The organism is Chloroflexia bacterium SDU3-3 (assembly GCA_009268125.1).
Taxonomy (GTDB): domain Bacteria; phylum Chloroflexota; class Chloroflexia; order Chloroflexales; family Roseiflexaceae; genus SDU3-3.
Genome location: WBOU01000016.1, coordinates 138,448 through 155,044, shown reverse-complemented (window position 1 = coordinate 155,044; position 16,597 = coordinate 138,448). Strand labels below are relative to the sequence as shown.

Annotated in this window: 14 protein-coding genes, 1 tRNA gene and 1 riboswitch; of the genes, 9 read left to right on the top strand and 6 right to left on the bottom strand. The window is 64.2% G+C overall.

The window, feature by feature from the left end; translation table 11 throughout:
* Positions 1-534 precede the first annotated feature (534 nt).
* Genes F8S13_22070 through F8S13_22060 form a run of 3 tightly spaced genes read right to left on the bottom strand, consistent with a single transcriptional unit; the run spans position 535 to position 2,139 of the window.
* A complete protein-coding gene (locus F8S13_22070) occupies positions 535-1,008 on the bottom strand; it encodes a hypothetical protein (protein KAB8140930.1) in 474 nt (157 codons plus the stop codon).
* Positions 1,009-1,060: 52 nt separating this feature from the next.
* Positions 1,061-1,762: an FKBP-type peptidyl-prolyl cis-trans isomerase gene (locus tag F8S13_22065; GenBank protein ID KAB8140929.1), complete on the bottom strand. Its 702-nt coding sequence runs from the start codon at positions 1,760-1,762 to the stop codon at positions 1,061-1,063.
* A 26-nt stretch (positions 1,763-1,788) separates the two neighbouring features.
* Entirely contained in the window at positions 1,789-2,139 is a 351-nt protein-coding gene (locus F8S13_22060) for a hypothetical protein (protein ID KAB8140928.1), read from the bottom strand.
* A gap of 383 nt (positions 2,140-2,522) precedes the next feature.
* Between F8S13_22060 and recA the strand changes: the two genes are divergently transcribed.
* The 4 genes from recA to F8S13_22040 all read left to right on the top strand — a co-directional run bounded on the left by recA (position 2,523) and on the right by F8S13_22040 (position 7,202).
* Positions 2,523-3,590, top strand: coding sequence for a recombinase RecA (gene recA / locus F8S13_22055; GenBank protein KAB8140927.1), 1,068 nt, complete (start codon positions 2,523-2,525; stop codon positions 3,588-3,590).
* An 81-nt stretch (positions 3,591-3,671) separates the two neighbouring features.
* Positions 3,672-4,343, top strand: coding sequence for a regulatory protein RecX (locus F8S13_22050; GenBank protein KAB8140926.1), 672 nt, complete (start codon positions 3,672-3,674; stop codon positions 4,341-4,343).
* 45 nt (positions 4,344-4,388) lie between these two features.
* A complete protein-coding gene (locus F8S13_22045; protein KAB8140925.1) occupies positions 4,389-5,066 on the top strand; it encodes an MBL fold metallo-hydrolase in 678 nt (225 codons plus the stop codon).
* Between the two features lie 468 nt (positions 5,067-5,534).
* Positions 5,535-7,202, top strand: a complete 1,668-nt coding sequence (locus tag F8S13_22040) for a CTP synthase (GenBank protein KAB8140924.1) — start codon at positions 5,535-5,537, stop codon at positions 7,200-7,202.
* Between the two features lie 75 nt (positions 7,203-7,277).
* Here F8S13_22040 and F8S13_22035 read toward each other — a convergent pair whose 3' ends face one another.
* Together F8S13_22035 and F8S13_22030 are read right to left on the bottom strand one after the other, a co-directional pair.
* The gene (locus F8S13_22035; protein KAB8140939.1) at positions 7,278-8,231 is read right to left on the bottom strand and encodes a sigma-70 family RNA polymerase sigma factor; all 954 of its coding nucleotides are present in this window, start codon (positions 8,229-8,231) and stop codon (positions 7,278-7,280) included.
* Positions 8,232-8,690: 459 nt separating this feature from the next.
* Positions 8,691-8,767: transfer RNA gene (locus F8S13_22030), tRNA-Pro, on the bottom strand.
* A 410-nt stretch (positions 8,768-9,177) separates the two neighbouring features.
* A riboswitch (FMN riboswitch) is annotated at positions 9,178-9,309 on the top strand.
* 166 nt (positions 9,310-9,475) lie between these two features.
* Here F8S13_22030 and F8S13_22025 point away from each other — a divergent pair.
* The 3 genes from F8S13_22025 to F8S13_22015 all read left to right on the top strand — a co-directional run bounded on the left by F8S13_22025 (position 9,476) and on the right by F8S13_22015 (position 12,261).
* Positions 9,476-10,294 (top strand): ABC transporter permease, encoded by an 819-nt coding sequence (locus tag F8S13_22025; protein ID KAB8140938.1) that lies wholly within the window; start codon positions 9,476-9,478, stop codon positions 10,292-10,294.
* Positions 10,295-10,406: 112 nt separating this feature from the next.
* Complete coding sequence (locus F8S13_22020) at positions 10,407-11,441, top strand: ABC transporter substrate-binding protein (GenBank protein KAB8140923.1); 1,035 nt, start codon at positions 10,407-10,409, stop codon at positions 11,439-11,441.
* 166 nt (positions 11,442-11,607) lie between these two features.
* Positions 11,608-12,261 carry a pyrimidine 5'-nucleotidase gene (locus F8S13_22015; protein KAB8140922.1) on the top strand — a complete coding sequence of 218 codons (654 nt, stop codon included), beginning with the start codon at positions 11,608-11,610 and terminating at the stop codon, positions 12,259-12,261.
* 69 nt (positions 12,262-12,330) lie between these two features.
* Here the strand turns inward: F8S13_22015 and F8S13_22010 are convergent, their stop codons facing one another.
* Positions 12,331-13,269 (bottom strand): aldo/keto reductase, encoded by a 939-nt coding sequence (locus tag F8S13_22010; GenBank protein KAB8140937.1) that lies wholly within the window; start codon positions 13,267-13,269, stop codon positions 12,331-12,333.
* Positions 13,270-13,509: 240 nt separating this feature from the next.
* Between F8S13_22010 and F8S13_22005 the strand changes: the two genes are divergently transcribed.
* On the top strand, positions 13,510-14,496 hold the full coding sequence (locus F8S13_22005) for a glycosyltransferase family 2 protein (protein ID KAB8140936.1): 987 nt from the start codon (positions 13,510-13,512) through the stop codon (positions 14,494-14,496).
* A complete protein-coding gene (locus F8S13_22000) occupies positions 14,487-16,586 on the top strand; it encodes a glycosyltransferase family 39 protein (protein KAB8140921.1) in 2,100 nt (699 codons plus the stop codon). Before F8S13_22005 ends, F8S13_22000 begins: the two co-directional genes overlap by 10 nt.
* The last annotated feature ends 11 nt before the right edge of the window (positions 16,587-16,597 follow it).

Below are 16,597 nucleotides of genomic sequence, written 5' to 3'. Positions count from 1 at the left end.
GGTACGTGTCCGTCATGGGGTGATCCTTTCGGGGCGTTGGCAGACGGTTCCCGCAAGAATCTTACCAGATCGGGCGCGTACCTTTTTCAGCCTCGAAACCCGCACATAGTTTCTGTACGGTAGTCAATCGGGTCGTAAGTATGAGCTATATTTATGATGAAATTGGTACGAATATAGGCTATATACAACTTTGGTGGTCAGATACCTGTCGTACCAATTGGGCACGTGCTGTTCGTACAGCTCCGTATACTTGGTTTTATTTATCGGCATCAACAGAACGGTTGTTGGATGGGCGCCGGTATGATGTGCCTTTCACCCCACAAGTCACAGAAGTAAGGACACCTATGGTTTATGGTTGGAATATGCAAGTGCGGGTTTGTGGGGTTTTTGATCCAGATGGTGCCATAATGTATAGTGCCTGTGTCGTTGGTTGAAAGATATTCGTTCGCTATAGATACATTTAAGCGGTGATTATTTGGATTGATTGTGCGCATCGGTGCGTTCTATTAGGGATACTCCGATGTTTTTTGCTCCCTACCGCCCACGACGCAGTGGCTCGGGCATCTGGGCCAGCCAGCCCAGGTCGAGCACAGCCCACAGCCCCACTAGGATGGCCTCGGCGGCGTCGTGGCGCAGCGCGGTGGGCTGGCTGGCCCCCGACCACGCGATCACGCGGCGGGCCAGGTCGTCGGCGGCCAGCTTGGCCTGCGCGCCGCTGCGCTGCTCGCGGTCGTACAGCAGCACCTGCCGCCACGTCTCGGCCCCGATCTGGCGCAGGCCCAGGCCACGCCGCGTCGCCTCGCGCTCCCAGGGCGTGGCCAGCTGGCCGCCGCCCTCGATCACCAGCCACGCCAGGTCGGGCACCTCGCCCACGATGGTGGGCGCGCCCTTGCGCAGCCGCGATGCCGCCCCGAAGTTGTGCGAGCGGTACCAGCGCAGCCGCCCGTCCTCGCCATAGAGCGCCAGGCCGGTGCGCAGCCCCAGGTCGATTGCCAGAAGTGTCGACATAAGAAAAGAGGGCCGCCAGCGCCACACGGTGCGCTGGCGGCGCGAGGAGCTGCTACTTCACGTCGAGCAGCTCGACCTCGAACACCAGGGTGGCGTTGGGCGGGATGACGCCGCCAGCGCCGCGCGCGCCGTAGCCCATCTCCGGCGGCAGCAGCAGCTGGCGCTTGCCGCCCACCTTCATGCCCGCCACGCCCTCATCCCAGCCCTTGATCACCTGGCCAGCGCCCAGCCCGAAGGTGAACGGCTGCCCGCGGTTCAGCGAGCTGTCGAACATCTGGCCGCTGGTCAGCCAGCCGGTGTAGTGCACGGTGGCCTGCTGGCCCTTGCGCGCCTCGGGGCCTGTGCCCACCTCTAGGTCGGCGTACTGCAGGCCGCGCTCGCTCACGTAGCTGGCCACCTTCTGCGGGGCCTCGGGCGGGCCTGCCTGCACGCCCATCAGCTCCACGTCGAAGTGCAGCGTGGCGTTGGGCGGGATGACGCCGCCAGCGCCGCGCGCGCCGTAGCCCAGCTCGGGCGGGATGACCAGCTGGGCCTTGCCGCCCACGCGCATCATGGCGATGCCCTGGTCCCAGCCCGCGATCACCTGGCCGCGCCCCAGCACGAAGGCGATCGGCTCGTTGCGGCTGTACGAGCTGTCGAACACGGTGCCGTTGGGCAGCGTGCCGGTGTAGTGAACCGATACCACGTCGCCCGCCTTGGGCTGCGCCCCGCTGCCCGCCTCGATCTCGATATACTCTAGCTTGCCAGCGCTCATCCGGTCACATCCTTTCAAGTCACGTATTAGTCATCATCGCGCATGTCTGCGCGCTCGGCCACATAGCCTACAAGGCTGCGCGCCCCCACATTATCGGCGACCAGCTGCCACTGGCCGTCGGCGTAGCGCTCGACGGTGAAGGCGCGCGCCTGCTCGTCGGCCAGCACGCAGCGTAGGAACGGCAGCGACCCGCTGCGCGGCGGCTGCCCCGAGCGCGGGCCGATGCCAAACGTCGCCAGCATGTCCTCCACATCGCTCTCAAAGCGGCGGAAGACCTCGATCATCGTCTCGGTATACGTCACGCGGAAGCTGCTGGCGTCGGCCCTGCGGCGCACGGCGTTATCCACAGCAGCAAACTCGCGATAGGCAACAGGCATAGCCGCCCTCCTTGTCCGAGGGAGTATAGCATATTCGCATGCCCCGCTGGAACGCTCAAGAAAGCCGAACGGCGTCTATGCGTTCTCCTTGCTACCTTGGTGGCAAATCGGGCTTTGTTCTCTTCGCGCCCTCGTGATATTCATCCTTTTTCTTGGTGTCTTGGTGGTTAATGAATTTTCGAGCCTTCGCGTCTTCGTGGTAAAGAATCTCCAGCACACACAGGCCGTGCAAAGCCGAAAACTTGTTCTTGTCTTTAGCGAACACTCGTGCTATAATGCCGACATATCCAAGCGCGTTTGCCGCGTTGACAAGCCTCGCGCGGTGTAGTAGAGTAACCTAAGGAGAAGCACGAGTGAGTACTGCAAACGGAGGGCTCCCCGCGATGGCCATTTCGCCAGAGAAAGAAAAAGCGCTTGCCGCAGCCGTCAGTCAGATCGACCGCAAGTATGGCAAAGGTTCGATCATGAAGATGGGCGAGGCTAGCTCGCGGCTCAATATCGAGGTCATCCCCACTGGGGCGATCGCGCTCGATATCGCGCTTGGCGTTGGCGGCCTGCCCCGCGGTCGTGTCATCGAAATCTACGGCCCTGAGTCGAGCGGTAAGACCACGCTCGCCCAACATATCATTGCCGAGGCCCAGAAGATGGGCGGCGTGGCCGCCTTCATCGACGCCGAGCACGCCTTCGACCCGCTCTACGCCCGCCGCTGCGGCGTGGATGTCGACAACCTGCTGGTCTCGCAGCCCGACTTCGGCGAGCAGGCGCTCGAGATCTGCGAGATGCTGGTGCGCTCGAACGCTGTGGATGTGGTCGTGATCGACTCGGTCGCCGCGCTCGTGCCCCGCGCCGAGATCGAGGGCGACATGGGCGACTCGCTGCCCGGCCTCCAGGCCCGCCTGATGTCGCAGGCGCTCCGCAAGCTCTCCGGCGCGATCAACAAGTCGAAGACTGTGGTGATCTTCCTCAACCAGCTGCGTATGAAGATCGGCGTGATGTTCGGCTCGCCCGAGACCACCACCGGCGGCCAGGCCCTCAAGTTCTACGCCTCGGTCCGGCTCGATATCCGCCGCATCGAGACGCTGAAGAGCGGCCAGGAGGCCATCGGCTCGCGCTCGCGCGTCAAGGTGATCAAGAACAAGGTCGCCCCACCCTTCCGCCAGGCCGAGTTCGACATCATGGCCAACGAGGGCATCTCGCGCGCGGGTAACGTGCTCGACATCGGTGTGGAGATGGAGATCATCCGCAAGTCGGGTGCGTGGTTCTACCTTGGCGAGGATCGCTTGGGCCAGGGCCGCGAGAACGCCAAGAACTTCCTGAACGAGAACCCCGCCCTGCTGGTGGAGATCGAGCGCCTCATCCGCGCCCAGGCCACCACCACCGAGGGCGCGTCGATCGTGGCCCCCGCCGCCGAGGGCGGCGAGAGCGAGGACGACTCGCTGTTCGAGGAGTAGCGACTATCTTTCGTGAGAAGAAAGTGAACTATCTGGCCGACACCCCGTCTGGCGGCTAGGTAGCTCACTTTTTTTAATGCCATGCCTGCAGGAAAAATAACCGCGCTCCGCGCCCAGATCAACGATCCCAAGCGGGTGAACATCTTCATCAACGGCTCCTTCTGCCTGGGCGTCAGCCTCGACACCCTGTCCAAGGAGGCGCTGTTTGTCGGCAAAGAGCTGACCGCCGAGGACTACGAGCGCCTCGCTGCCGCCGAGGGTGCCGACAAGGCCTTCCAGGCCGCCCTGCGCGCCCTGGAGGCACGCCCGCGCTCCACATCCGAGCTGCGCGACAAGCTGCGGCGCAAGGAGTACGCCCCCGAGGTGATCGACCGCGTGATCGAGCGCCTCACTGGCCTGGGCCTGGTGGATGACGCCGCCTTCGCCCGCCGCTGGGTCGAGAACCGCATGCTGATGAACCCGCGCGGCAAGGGCGCGCTGCGCGACGAGCTGCGGCGCAAGGGCATCGCCCGCGACACCGCCGATGTGGTGCTGGGCGACGAGGAGCTGCTGGGAGACCAGGGCGAGCAGGCCATGGCTGTGGCCCGCGCCGCGCTGCGGAAGTACGCATCCGCCCCCGACAAGATGACCTTCACCCGCAAGCTGGGCGGTTTTCTGCAGCGGCGGGGCTTTGGATTTGATACAATTCGACCCGTGCTCGACACGCTCTGGCACGAGCTACAGGAGCAGCGCGTTGGCGAGGACGAGTCCTAGCCCGCTGCGCCGCCTGCGCTATCTGCTGTTTTTTTGGAGTATTGTATGCCTGACATCCAGTTTCTTGGCCATTCCTCGTTCCGCATCCGTGGGCGCGATGGCATTGTGCTCACCGACCCCTACGATCGCTCGGTGGGCCTCGATATTGGCAAGCCGACGGCGCATATCGTGACCATCAGCCACGCCCACCCCGACCACACCAACGTCGCCGCCGTCAAGCCCATGCGCGAGAAGCTCTTCACCATCGAAGGCCCGGGCGAGTATGAGGTGGGCGGCGTGATGATCTCAGGCGTGCAGACCTACCACGATAAGAAGAAGGGCGAGGAGCTCGGCCGCAACACCGCCTATGTCGTTCACATCGACGATGTGGTGTTCTGCCACCTGGGCGATCTCGGCCACGAGCTGTCGGCCCGCCAGCTTGAGGAGATCGGCGCAGTCGACGTGCTGTTCCTGCCCGTGGGTGGCGGCGAGACCATCGGCCCCGCCGAGGCATCCAATGTGATCGGCCAGATCGAGCCGCGCATCGTGGTTCCGATGCACTACGCTCAGGAGGGCCAGCAGCAGAGCTTCACCACTACCCAGATCGGTACGCTCGATGCCTTCCTGCAGGAGATGGGCATCAAAGAGCCGCAGGTGGAGGACAAGCTCACGATCACCGCCACCAACCTGCCCGCCGAGGGCGAGCAGACCAGGATCATCGTCATGCGCCCATCAGTCTCATAGATAGCTGCGGAACCCTGGGCCAAGATGTGCTATAATACACGTCGGAGGTTCGTCGTATGGATTACATGGTTCGACAACATTGGCGTCTAAAGCGTCCTGTTGCCGAAGTGTCGCCTGCGAACGGCACCATTTTCGAGCTAACACAGCAGCACCGATCATAGAAGCCCGTGGGGGGGAGGGTGGCAACACCTTCCCCTCCCTTTTGCGTGCAAAATCTGCGCGTTTCGTGCGCGCGGGCCGGGCGGTATAGTACATCGAGCACAGCTGCTGTCAACGAGCACTGGAAGGAGCGGCCGTCACCGGCAAACAGATGCGGGAATGCATCAGGTTCTGCTTCAGCCAAACACTCAACACATACGGGTCGGTTCAGCCGAAGGGGTGAACGACCCGTTTTTTCATGGTCAGATAATGACGGCAACGGGCCAAAAACGTGAGCGCTATCGCGTATCAGGAGGAGCAGCAGAGGCTATGACAAAGTACATTTTTGTAACAGGCGGTGTCGCATCTTCGGTTGGCAAGGGTATTACGGTCGCATCGCTTGGGCGGCTGCTGAAGGCGCGGGGCATGCGCGTTTCGATCCAGAAACTTGACCCCTACCTCAACGTCGACCCCGGCACCATGTCGCCCTACCAGCACGGCGAGGTGTTTGTGACCGACGACGGTGCGGAGACCGACCTGGATCTGGGCCACTACGAGCGCTTCACCGACGAGAACCTCTCGCGGGCCAGCAATGTGACTACCGGCAAGATCTACTCGTCGGTCATCCAGAAGGAGCGGCGCGGCGACTATCTGGGTGGCACCATCCAGGTTATCCCGCATATCACCAACGAGATCAAGTCGCGCATCGCCGATGCCGCTGAGCACTCTAAGGCCGATGTGGTGATCTGCGAGATCGGCGGCACGGTGGGCGATATCGAGGGCCTGCCCTTCCTTGAGTCCATCCGTCAGATGCGTAAGGATGTGGGCCGCGATAACGTGCTCTACATTCACGTGACCCTGATGCCCCACATCGGCGCGACCGGCGAGGTGAAGACCAAGCCCACCCAGCACTCGGTGATGGAGCTGCGCCGCGTGGGCATCACCGCCGACGTGATCGTGTGCCGCGCCGACCACCCGATCAGCGACGACGTGCGCGAGAAGGTCGCGCTGTTCGCCGATGTGGATGTGGATGCGGTCATCCCGCTGGAGACGGTGGAGACGATCTACGAGGTGCCGCTGGTGCTGGAGAAGTGGGGCCTGGGGCCGTATGTGGCCAAGCACCTGAGCCTGCCCCAGGTAAACCCCGAGCTGGCCGAGTGGGAGCGGATCGTCCAGCAGATCAAGGCCCCGCGCCGCAGCGTGCCGGTGGCCCTGGTGGGCAAGTATGTCGAGCTGAAGGATGCCTACATCAGCGTGGTCGAGTCGCTGCGCCACGCGGCGGTGGCCCAGGGCGTGGATGTCGACATCCGCTGGGTCTCATCCGAGGAGCTGGAGCGCGAGGGCAGCGAGGAGCTGCTGCGCGGCGTGCACGGCATTGTGGTGCCGGGCGGCTTCGGCTACCGCGGCGTGGAGGGCAAGATCGCCGCCGCCGACTACGCGCGGGTGAATAACATTCCCTACCTGGGGCTGTGCCTGGGCATGCAGTGCGCCACCATCGCCTATGCCCGCCACGTGCTAGGCACATCGGATGCCAACAGCACCGAGTTCGTGCCCGAGACGGCCCACCCCGTGATCGACTATATGGCCGACCAGGTGGATCTGGAGAACAAGGGCGGCACCATGCGCCTGGGCAGCTACCCCTGTGTGCTGAAGCCTGGCTCGAAGGCCGCCGCCGCCTATGGCCAGCCCGAGGTGCAGGAGCGCCACCGCCACCGCCTGGAGTTCAACAACGCCTACCGCGAGCGGATGGAGGCGGCAGGTTTTGTGATCAGCGGCCAGTCGCCCGATGGTCGGCTGGTGGAGATCATCGAGCTGGCCGATCACCCGTGGTATGTGGCCACCCAGTTCCACCCCGAGTTCCTCTCGCGGCCCAACCGCCCGCACCCGCTGTTCTACGGCTTCGTGTCTGCCGCCGCCAGCACCTACGCCGAGGGCGATCAGCGCGAGCTGCCGCTGGTGGATTCAGTGCTGCGGGATGGTGCAGCCACGCTGGTGTAGCCCTTCCTGATGCGTAGAGAAGCCCCCGCTGGCAATGCCAGCGGGGGCTTCTTAACCCACAGTTGCGGGCCTGCGCTACTCCAGGTAGTCGCGTAGGTGCTGGCCGATCTCGGGCATGCGCAGGCGTCGCAGCGCCTCGGCCTCGATCTGGCGGGCGCGCTCGCGGGTCATCCCCAGCACGCGGCCCACCTCCTCTAGCGTGCGGCGCTGGCCATCCTGCAGCCCGTAGCGCAGGTCGATGATGCGGCGCTCGCGGTCGCTCAGGTGGTCGAGCGCACTGGCCAGGTCGCGGCGCAGCAGCTGGCGCGACGCGAACTCGGCGGGCGTGGTCTGCTCATCATCCTGGATGAAATCGCCCAGGGTGTGCTCGCCATCCTCGCCCACCGGGGTCTCCAGCGAGACTGGGCGGCGCGACGCCTCAAGCACGCGCTCGATGCGGTCGGGTGTCTGCCCCAGCGCCGTGGCGATCTCCTCGGCGGTGGGCTGGCGCTCTAGCGCCTGCGAGAGCCGCTCGGAGGTGCGCTTCACCTGGCCGACTGACTCGGACATGTGTACGGGCAGGCGGATGGTGCGCCCCTGCTCGGCGATCGCGCGGGTGACGGCCTGCCGGATCCACCAGGTGGCGTAGGTGGAGAAGCGGTTGCCTTTGTGGTAGTCGAACTTCTCAACCGCACGCATCAGGCCGATGTTGCCCTCCTGGATCAGGTCGAGCAGCGACAGCCCGCGCCCTACGTACTTCTTGGCGATGCTCACCACCAGGCGCAGATTGGCCTGGATGAGGTGCCGCCGTGCGTCTTCACCGTCTAGGATATCGCGCTGAAGCGCCATGTGGAGCTGGAGGCTGAGGCTCTGCTCCTCCTCTAGGCGCTTGGCTGCGGCCTTGCCGCGCTCGATGCGCTCGGCCAGCTCGATCTCCTCGGCGGCGTTCAGCAGCGAGACCCGCCCGATCTCGGTGAGGTAGTGCTGCACCGAGTCGAGGCTCGGCTCGTGGGGCGCGGCCTCGGCAGAGTCGGACGAGAGGTCTTCCATCTCGCCGAGAACAACATCGTCTATGTTTGGAAGTGACGCGAGGGCCACATCGTCAAGATCGTCGGGGCGGTCGTCGACATCCCATGGGTTTCGCTCGTCAATTGCCATTTTCCCCCCCATAAAGACATAGCGCGGCTCCCCGCCTAGGAGGAACCGCGCCCTCATGCTACTGAGACAAATGTGTTTGACACGCGAGGTCAAACGCTGAACAGTTTCCTGTTGTCAGAGGGTGCGTTGTGATCAGCAGCGTGTGGGCTAGCCATACACTGTTGGCTGAGTATACACTGATGGTTGTGAAATGTCAACGGAGATTTTGAGAAAGCAAAGCCGAAGACATGTCCAACGCGATCTTCACTAGTAAGACGTACTAGTAGAAGAAAAGGTTGCACATGCACTTTGCCGTGTTCTACCCCACGAGGAGAGGATCCCCGCCAAGATAGCTTGTATTGTAGAGAAGAGTGGTCGGGGCGGAGGGATTCGAACCCACGACCCCAGCGTCCCAAACGCTGTGCGCTACCAGACTGCGCTACGCCCCGATGGCCAAGAAGTATAGCCGAGAAGCCAAAACTTGTCAAACCAGCGCCTTGTGATGCGCTTACTGTTGTGTTCCCGTTGGGATTATCCTTTCGCCTTAATAAGATGGTATCTGGCCTGTGGGCCTTTTTGCTGCATGGGAATAAACGGGTGCGCTCCGGCTTTTTGGGGATAGCAAATCAGATAGAACATTGCCGCTTGTGTGTAGGCTATGTTTTTTGGGGTGATCAGTGCCCGAGATATGCTAGCCTACGCTTGAATTAAATGGGGTGTGAAAAATATGAGATTCTCCTCAAAAAGCATTGTATCGCGGTAAAGTTGTGATCATACCACGAATGTTGACCAAAGGGTGCAACTTTCACTATTTGACAAGTGCTTTTTTCGATGCTATGCTTCAGGCGAACATAAAAACACAGATCTTCGGGGCAAGGTGAAATTCCTGATCGGCGGTGATGGTGGCGTGCCACATAAGCCCGCGAGCCGAGAGGCAGGACTTGGTGAGAATCCAGGGCCGACGGTATAGTCCGGATGGAAGAAGATCGCACGGCGTGCCTAGGCATGCCGTCTTCGAGCTGTTGCTTACGCGATGATGCGAGGCAGCGCCGCTTGGCGTATGCTTCGCTTTCGTTGTGTGGCGGTATGCAGTTTGTGATGCCCCGAGGTCTCTGACCTTGGGGCTTTTTGATTGGGGTGAGGCGACCATGGATGTGATGCGTGGCCAGGTGCTGACCTATAGCCGGAGTTCGGCGCAGAAGCTGGGGCGGGCGGGCGATGCCGCGCGCAATGTGCCCTATGGGGTGTGGGCGCTGCTGTCGCTGCTGGTGGTGCTGGGGCTGTGGCGCGGGCTGGTGCTCTGGCAGGATTACCCCGCGTTTATCCTGCCCACGCCCGAGGCGGTGCTGCAGCGCTGGCTGATGGAGATGCAGCGCGGCACGCTGCTGGGCCACACCATGTGGACGCTGGGCGAGTCGCTGGGCGGCTTTGGGCTGGCGCTGGCGGTGAGCCTGGTGCTGGGCTATGTGCTGGCCCACGCGCCCCGGCTGGAGCGCATCCTGGCACCGCAGATCGCCGCCACTCAGGCCGTGCCGATCGTGGCGATCGCGCCGCTGATCATCCTCTGGATCGGCGCGGATATCCGCTCGAAGACCTTGATCGCGGCGCTCGTCACCTTCTTTCCCATTCTCAGCAGCACGATCGTGGCCCTGCGCAGCGTGCCTCGCGAGGTGATCGAGGCCGCCAAGCTGGATGGTGCGAGCCGCTGGGAGCTGCTGCGCGCGGTGGAGCTGCCGCTGGCGCTGCCGGGCATCTTCGCAGGGGTGAAGGCAGGCCTGGCGCTGGCCACCACCGGCGCGGTGGTGGGCGAGTTCGTGGGCGGCAGCACTGGCCTGGGCGCGCTGATCAACATCGCGCGCGGCCTGTTTGACACGCCGCTGATGTTTGCCGCGCTGCTGACGTTGGCGCTGCTGACCATGCTCTACTACCTGGCGGCGGCCCTGGCCGAGCGCCTGCTGATCCGCTGGGAGCCGTAGCGCCCCTCCTTTCCTCCCGATGCTGTGTTTGCCGCTGGCTGCGCTGGGCCGACGCCCGCGCTGGCCGCTGGCGGGTGTTTTTTATCCTATTACGTGTGAGGAGCAAGGCTGTATGCGATGGCGGGTATTTCCTCTGATGGTGGCGATGGCGGTGCTGGCGGCATGCGGGTCTACCGCCACAGGTGCGGCGACGGCGCTGCCTAGCGCGCCTGCGGCCACGGCTGGCGCGCTGACGCCGGTGACGATTGCGATGCCCTATGTGCCGAATGTGCAGTTTGCCCACTTCTACGTGGCGGTGGCCAAGGGCTACTATGCCGCCGAAGGGCTGGATGTGAGCTTCGACTATAAGTATGAGACCGACTCGATCCAGCGGGTGGCGCAGGGCACGGCGCAGTTTGGCATGGCGGGCGGCGACATGGTGCTGCTGGCCCGCGCGCAGGGCCTGCCGATCGTGACGGTGGCGACCAACAGCCAGCGCTTTGCGACGGTGTTCTACAGCAAGGCCGACCAGAAGATTGTGAAGCCCGAGGATCTGAGGGGCAAGTCGGTGGGTATTCCAGGGCGCTTTGGGGCGGCGTATGTGGGTCTGCAGGCCCTGCTGTACGCCACCAAGATCCCCGAGAGCGACCTGAACATCCAGGAGGTTGGGTTCAACCAGGTGGCCGCGCTAAGCGAGGACAAGGTGCAGGTGGCCAGCGGCTACGGCAACAACGAGCCGATCCAGCTGCAGCAGGCCGGGCTCGATCTGAATGTGATCAAGGTGTCCGACTACTTCCCGCTGGCCTCGGATGGGATCATCACCAGCGAGAAGCTGATCAGCGAGCAGCCGGAGCTGGTGCGTGGCTTCCTGAAGGCCACGCTGCACGGTATGCAGGATGCGATCAGCGACCCCAGCGGGGCGTTTGCCGCCAGCCTGGATTTTATCCCCGAGCTGAAGGGCGCGGATGCGGCGGGCCAAAAGCTGCAGCAGCGCGTGCTGGATGCCACGATCGGCTACTGGCAGAGCGATGCGACCGTGGCCCACGGCCTGGGCTACACCGAGAGCACCAGCTGGCAGGCGACCGCCACCTTCCTGCGCGACAGCGGGATTCTGAAGACCGATGTGGCACTTGATAAAGCCTATACCAATGACTTTTTGCCCAAGTAGCGAGCTAGGGGCTAGGCGCAGGCATCAGTTTGATGCCTGCGCCTTTTTTGTGCATTTTTGCGGTGAGATACGGCGCTGGCCTATTGCTTTGCCCGAGGAAATTTTGTACGCTGATACCACGGTGCAAAAGCTGCACTGTTGCTATAGAGGGTAAGGCAATAAGTCTATGACAATCTCACATATTCTATTCGATCTTGATAATACGCTCTATCCGAGCACTTCTGGCATCATGCCGATGTTTGATGTGCGAATCGCTGAGTATGTGCGAAATTTCCTGCATCTGGATGAGGAAGAGGCGCAGAAGGTCCGCGAGAGCTACTTTAGCACCTATGGCACGACGCTGCGCGGTCTGCAGCTGAACTATGGCGATATGGTGGATGTTGAGGACTATCTGCACTACATCCATGATATGGAGATCAGTGCTTTTCTAGCGCTGGATGCCGAGCTAGACACGCGGCTGGGCGGCATCGTCACGCCGAAGTCGATCTTCACCAACTCGCCGATCGAGCACGCCCAGCGGGTGCTGAAGGCGCTGGGTATCGAGCGGCACTTTGCGCAGATCTTCGACCTGCGCTACCACGGCTTCGACGCCAAGCCCAGCCTCTCGGCGTACGAGCGGGTGGTGGCGGCTCTGGGTGTGCCGCCCAGCGAGCTGGCGTTTGTGGAGGACACGCCGCAGAATTTAGTGCCCGCGCACCAGCTGGGGATGACGACTATTCTGCTGAGCGATGAGCCGAGCGCCCCCGACCACCCGCTGGCCGACTATGTGGTGCCCGACATCCTGGCGGCGCTGGGCGTGCTGAAGGAGCTGGAGGGCTAGGCTGGCTGTGTACAAGCTGTGGGAATGCGAGCGCCGCCGCCCAAACGAGGGCGGCGGCGCTTGTGCGTGCTAGCCCTGCGGGTCGGCGGTATCGAAAGGCAGGCTGGCCAGCTCATCCCACAGCTCTTGGGGGATGGGGTGGCTGGCAAGCTCCACGGTCTGCTGGATGCGCTCGGGCTTGGTCATACCGATCACGGTTGAGGTGATGCGCGGGTCGCGCAGCGAGAACTGGAGCGCGGCGGCGGCCAGGGGTACGGCGTAGCGCTTGCAGACGCCCTCGATAGTGAAGGCGCGCTGGATGACCTGTCCCTCGGCCTGCTGGTAGGCGTAGCGCGGGTAGGCCGAGGGGCCCTTGGCGAGGATGCCCGAGCCGTAGGGCGCGGCGTTCAGCACGGCCATGCCGCGCTGGGCGGCCATGGTCAGCAGCTCGTCGGCGGAGCGGTTGAGCAAGGTGTAGCGGTTGTGGGTGATCAGGGCCTCGAACATGCCGGTCTCGATGTAGCGCGCCATCAGATCGACGGGGCCTCCCGCCATCCCAACGATGCCGATCGCGCCCTGCTCTTTCAGTCGCAGCAGGGTCTCGGCGGCCCCGCCGGTTTTCATGATTTCCTCGTAGGAGGTGTTCTCGGGATCGTGCAGGTAGACGATAGGCAGGAACTCCATGCCCAGCAGGCGCTGGCTGCGCTCGATCGATCGGCGCATCTGCTCGCCGCTGAAGTCGCCGGTGTGCAGGTCGCGGTCGGCCTTGGTGGCCACTACCACGCCCTGGGGCAGGCCGCCGCGCCGCTGGATGGCCAGCCCGATGCGGCGCTCGCTCTCGCCATCGCCGTAGGCCGCCGCCGTGTCGAGGAAGTTGATCGGGCTGTCGAAGGCGGCGTCGAGCGTGGCGATGGCATCCTGCTCGCTGACGCCGTAGCCGAAGACCTCGGGCATGCTGCCCAGCGGGGCGCAGCCGATGCAGATGGGCGTGACCTGGATGGAGGATGGGCCGAAGCTGCGCATCGGCAGCGCGGCGTTGGTCTCTGCCATGGTGGCTCCTTTCGTGGCGGGTGTGTGCTGGATTGTAGTATAGCGCGGCGCGGCTGGCAACGCGGTGATTTCATCGGATGTCAAAGGGTCGCAAACATCATCTGAACATCCTTCTGCTACGCTGACGGCAGCAAAGAAGCCGTTGAACGCGATACCTGGGAGGATGAGATTATGACCGTCATACCTTCGCAGCGCCCGGTTGCGCTGCCTGCGCTGGTGATGCCAGCGGCAAGCGACGCGCCAACATTTTCTGTTGTGGTTCCTGTGCATAACGAGGCCGAGAGCCTGCCCGAGCTGCACCGGCGGGTGGCCAAGGTGATGGCTGCGCTGGGCGAGCGCTGGGAGCTGGTGCTGGTGAACGACGGCAGCCGTGACCAGTCGGCGGCGACGATCGCGGCGCTGTGCGCGGATGATGCGCATGTGCGCGGCGTGAGCCTCTCGCGCAACTTTGGCTTTCAGGCGGCGGCCACGGCGGGGCTGGATGTGGCGCGCGGGCGGGCGATTGTGATGATGGATGCCGACTTACAAGACCCGCCCGAGGTGATCCCCGACATGGTGGCGCGCTGGCGGCAGGGCTACGACGTGATCTACGGCGTGCGTAGCGAGCGGGCGGGCGAGACATGGTTCAAGCGGGCCAGCGCCAGCGGGTTCTACCGCCTGATCCGCGCGATCACGAATGTGGACATCCCGCTGGATACCGGCGACTTTCGGCTGATGGACCGGCGTGTGCTGGTGGCGTTGCGCGAGATGCCCGAGCACCATCGCTTTCTGCGCGGGATGGTGAGCTGGGTGGGTTTCCGGCAGGTGGGCGTGGCCTACAAGCGCCAGCCGCGCTTCGCGGGCAGCAGCGCGTTTACGCTGGGCAAGATGGTGCGATTTGCGCTGGATGCGATCACCAGCTTCTCGTATGTGCCGCTGCAGCTCTCGACCTACATCGGCTTCGCGCTGGCGCTGGTGAGCGTGCTGGCCATTCTGGCGGTGATTGTCCTGCGGCTTTTTGGGGCCGACCAGCCGCTGCTGGGGCAGGCCACCACGCTGGTGGCGGTGCTGTTCCTGGGCAGCATGCAGCTGATGGGCTTGGGCGTGATCGGCGAGTACCTGGGGCGCATGCAGGATGAGGTGCGCCATCGCCCACTGTATGTGGTGGATCGGCGCTGGGGCTTCGGCGACGCCGACGAGGCGGCGGGGAGCGCGCCATGGGAGTAGCGCGCTCGACCACAAGTGCGGCGGGCCGGAGCCGCGCGCTGGCGCTACCGCTGCGGCGCGATGCGCTGCTGCGCGGTCTGGGCCTGGGCGCGATTGTGCTGCTGGCCGCGCTGCTGCGCTTTTCGTACATGCATGAGCTGGGCAATGTAAACCACTACTACACAGCGGCGATCACCAGCATGATCCAGTCGTGGTACAACTTTTTCTACGTGGTGGCCGAGCCGGGCGGCGCACTGACCGTGGACAAGCCGCCGGTGGGCCTGTGGATGCAGGCGATTTCGGCCAAGATCTTTGGAGTGAATGCGTTTGGCGTGCTGCTGCCGGGCATCCTGTGCGGCCTTGGCTCGGTGGCCCTGCTGTACCACCTGGTGCGGCGCTCGTTTGGCACGGCGGCGGGCATGGTGGCCGCGCTGGGTCTGGCGCTTGCCCCGGTGGTGGTGGCGACCGACCGCAATAACACGATCGACAGCATGCTGATCTTCACGCTGCTGTGCGCCACATGGGCCTTCTTCAATGCCGCCGAGCGGGCGAGGCTAGGCTTTCTGCTGCTGGGCGCGGCGCTGATCGGGGTGGGCTTTAACATCAAGATGCTTCAGGCGTATATGGTGCTGCCCGCGCTGTATGTGATGTATCTACTGGGCGCGCGGCTGAGCCTCTGGCGCAAGCTGCTGCAGCTGGCGCTGGCCACGCTGGTGCTGCTGGCGGTGTCGCTTGCGTGGGTGCTGGCGGTGGATCTGACCCCGGCCAGCCAGCGGCCGTTTGTCGGCAGCAGCACGAACAACACGGTGATGGAGCTGATCGTTGGGCATAATGGCCTTGATCGGCTATATGGCATGGGCGGCATGGGTGGATTTGGCGGCGGGCGCGGCGGTGGGCCGAGCCAGGCTGGCCAGAGCGGTCAGGGCAATGCGCCGAGTGGCCAGCCTGGGCAGGGCCGCGATGGCGGCCAGGGTCGCGACGGGTTCGGCAGCCAGGGCGGCGGGCCGGGTCGCCAGCCGCAGGGCGGTGGCCAGGGCTTCGGCGGGCCGGGCGGCGACACCGGGCAGGCAGGCCCGCTGCGCCTGCTCACCACGCCGCTGAGCAAGGATGCGGGCTGGCTGCTGCCAATGGCGCTTATGGGTGCAATCCTGCTGGCGTTCAGCAGCCGCCCGCGCTGGCCAGTGGCACCCGCGCACCAGGCGCTGCTGGCCTGGGGCGGCTGGCTGGGCGCGGCGGGGGTGTTCTTCAGCATCGCAGGCTTTTTTCACGAGTACTACCTCTCGATGCTGGCGGTGCCTGCGGCGGCGCTGGCGGGCATCGCAGTGGCGGCGATCTGGCACCTGCGCGAGCGGCACCCCTGGCTAGCGTTGGGCGCAGCGCTGGTGGCGCTGGTGGCGACCATGTGGCTTCAGTATGCCACCGTTGTGCGCTACGTGGGCGCGCCCTGGTGGCTATGGCTGGCCGTGGGCATGGCTGGGGCGGCGGCGCTGGCGCTGCTGCTGGGCACGGCGCTGCGGCGGGCGGTCTGGGCGCGCTGGGCCGCGCTGGCGGGGATGGCGGGTGCGGTGGCGGCGGTGCTGCTGGTGCCGGGCGTGTGGTCATACCTCACCATGCGCAACCCGGTCGAGAACGCCTCGCTGCCTGCGGCCTATAGTGGCGAGACCCGCGCGAAGGATGGTGCGGCAGACCTGACGGTTGACCAGGAGCTGCTGGACTACCTGCAGGCCAACACGCAGGATACGCGCTATCTGCTGGCGGTGCCCAGCTCGATGCAAGGCTCGGACTATGTGATTGCCACGGGCAGGCCGGTGCTCTACATCGGCGGGTTTATGGGCAGCGATCAAGTGGTGGATGGGGCTGGCCTGAGGCAGTTGGTGGGTGCGGGCGAGCTACGCTACATCTACTGGCAGACGAGCGGCGGCAGGATGGGTGGCGGTTCGAGCGATGTCTCGTCGTACCTCACAAGCTCGTGCCAGGTGGTGCGGGGCTTCGAGACGGGCACACAGAACACTGGAGCGCCGGGTGGAACTAGCCGCAGCGGCAGCCAGAACGGCGGCATGGGCCGCATGCAGATAGCGCTCTACGACTGCGGTGCGGCGGCTTCGTTGTAGCAACATCTTTC

What these genes read in the sequence shown, in the direction of transcription:
- F8S13_22040 (KAB8140924.1), top strand. Translation starts at nt 5,535, where the DNA reads ATGACAAAGTACATTTTTGTAACAGGCGGTGTCGCATCTTCGGTTGGC.
- F8S13_22025 (KAB8140938.1), top strand. Translation starts at nt 9,476, where the DNA reads ATGCGTGGCCAGGTGCTGACCTATAGCCGGAGTTCGGCGCAGAAGCTG.
- recA (KAB8140927.1), top strand. Translation starts at nt 2,523, where the DNA reads ATGGCCATTTCGCCAGAGAAAGAAAAAGCGCTTGCCGCAGCCGTCAGT.
- F8S13_22060 (KAB8140928.1), bottom strand. Translation starts at nt 2,139, where the DNA reads ATGCCTGTTGCCTATCGCGAGTTTGCTGCTGTGGATAACGCCGTGCGC.
- F8S13_22020 (KAB8140923.1), top strand. Translation starts at nt 10,407, where the DNA reads ATGCGATGGCGGGTATTTCCTCTGATGGTGGCGATGGCGGTGCTGGCG.
- F8S13_22065 (KAB8140929.1), bottom strand. Translation starts at nt 1,762, where the DNA reads ATGAGCGCTGGCAAGCTAGAGTATATCGAGATCGAGGCGGGCAGCGGG.
- F8S13_22050 (KAB8140926.1), top strand. Translation starts at nt 3,672, where the DNA reads ATGCCTGCAGGAAAAATAACCGCGCTCCGCGCCCAGATCAACGATCCC.
- F8S13_22005 (KAB8140936.1), top strand. Translation starts at nt 13,510, where the DNA reads ATGCCAGCGGCAAGCGACGCGCCAACATTTTCTGTTGTGGTTCCTGTG.
- F8S13_22015 (KAB8140922.1), top strand. Translation starts at nt 11,608, where the DNA reads ATGACAATCTCACATATTCTATTCGATCTTGATAATACGCTCTATCCG.
- F8S13_22070 (KAB8140930.1), bottom strand. Translation starts at nt 1,008, where the DNA reads ATGTCGACACTTCTGGCAATCGACCTGGGGCTGCGCACCGGCCTGGCG.
- F8S13_22035 (KAB8140939.1), bottom strand. Translation starts at nt 8,231, where the DNA reads ATGGAAGACCTCTCGTCCGACTCTGCCGAGGCCGCGCCCCACGAGCCG.
- F8S13_22045 (KAB8140925.1), top strand. Translation starts at nt 4,389, where the DNA reads ATGCCTGACATCCAGTTTCTTGGCCATTCCTCGTTCCGCATCCGTGGG.
- F8S13_22000 (KAB8140921.1), top strand. Translation starts at nt 14,487, where the DNA reads ATGGGAGTAGCGCGCTCGACCACAAGTGCGGCGGGCCGGAGCCGCGCG.